The organism is Mesorhizobium sp. M0166 (genome assembly GCF_040322255.1).
In the GTDB taxonomy this organism is placed as follows: Bacteria; Pseudomonadota; Alphaproteobacteria; order Rhizobiales; family Rhizobiaceae; genus Mesorhizobium.
This window is the reverse complement of the sequence record NZ_JAMYTD010000103.1, coordinates 1-1,428: the sequence shown is the minus strand read 5'-3', so window position 1 is coordinate 1,428 and position 1,428 is coordinate 1. Positions and strand designations below refer to the sequence as shown.

General features: G+C 61.1%; 1 protein-coding gene. It reads right to left on the bottom strand.

Annotated elements, in window-relative coordinates; genetic code table 11:
* Positions 1–260: 260 nt before the first annotated feature.
* The gene (locus NKJ46_RS34585) at positions 261–1,286 is read right to left on the bottom strand and encodes an IS110 family RNA-guided transposase (RefSeq protein ID WP_352671815.1); all 1,026 of its coding nucleotides are present in this window, start codon (positions 1,284–1,286) and stop codon (positions 261–263) included.
* Positions 1,287–1,428: the final 142 nt, after the last annotated feature.

Below are 1,428 nucleotides of genomic sequence, written 5' to 3'. Positions count from 1 at the left end.
TCAGTCGTCTAATCGCGGACCAAAATGCAAGCCCAAATTTGTATTGAGGCGTCGTTTGCCGGGAGCACGGTCGTCTTCGCGGTCGACATGAAGCCGCCGCATGATGGGCTTCGCGAGGGATGGAGCCTTCCAAGGTTTGAAACGCAATCGCGAGCGTAGTGCCGCCAACGATGCAACTGACACAGCGGAATGGCTCGGCCCACGTCCTGGCAGGGACGTCTCGTTACGCCTCGGGTAGGCGCATTCGAACTTCCTTATGGTCAGGCCACGATGGCTTCTTCCCGGTTGAACAACTCACCGGATTTTAGCATCGCATGCATGATGACAGCGAGCTTGCGGGCGACAGCGACAGCTGCCCGCTTGAAGCCGATCTTCTCACGCAGCTTCAGCCCCCATGTGCGCAGACTGCTGTCAGCCCGGCTGCGCGTAAGGATCACGACTGCGGCCTCATAGAGAAGCCCTCTCAGGTGAGGATCCCCACGCCGCGAGATATGACCATCATAATCGACTTCGCCGGATTGATAGCGTCGGGTTGTCAAACCCAGCCACGCGCCGACAGCGCGCGATGTCTTGAAGTTCGATGGATCCTCGATGGCGCCGATGAATGAAGTCGCAGTGATGGTGCCGACGCCGGGAATCGACATCAACAGCTGGCATGCGTCATTGTGCCGGGCGTTGGCGACGAGCTGCTGTCCAAGTTCAGCAGCGCGGGCGCGCATGCTGAGCCAAGCCTCGAGAAGGGGCAGGACAATCCGGGCAAGCTCTTCCTGACCGGCCAGCAGGCGCCGGACGTCGGCTTCGAACTTGCCGCCCTTGCTTCGCGGAATGATCAGCCCGAACGTCTTCATGAGCCCGCGGATCTGGTTGGAGAGCTCGGTCGTGATCTTGACCAGCCGGCTCCGCGCGGCCACCAGCGTGCGGCTCAGCATGCTGTCATAGCCCTTCACCCGCACCTCGCGGTAGAAGCCGACCTCCGCCAGATGCGCCAAGCCGTCGGCATCGTTTGCGTCCGTTTTGTTCGGCGCCATGTCCAGCGCGGCCTTGGCATGCCGGGCGTCGATGCAGATCGCCGGAAGTCCTTCGGCGCTCAAGGCATGATAGAACCACACCGACAAGGGTCCTGTCTCGAACACCACCCGCTTGGCCGCCGGCGCCCGCTTGCGGAGAACGTCCGCGACCAAACTCGGATCAGAGGGACATTTGCCGCGCCAGATCCATTTGCCGCCACGCCGCACAGAAATCGCCGTCTCTTTCAACGACACGTCGAGACCGATATATTCGCTCATGGTTGTTCTCCGTTCGATGCTTGGGCCCGGCGTCCAGTCGTGAGCCCGTACTTCCATCCTATCGGGGAACAACCACCCGCTCTTCAATATGTGACCGCTTCCGGCTTCAGGGCGACTCGCTCCGCGATTACCCCATGTTTGA

Coding starts and splice junctions, on each gene's coding strand:
- NKJ46_RS34585 (WP_352671815.1), bottom strand. CDS start 1,286: ATGAGCGAATATATCGGTCTCGACGTGTCGTTGAAAGAGACGGCGATT.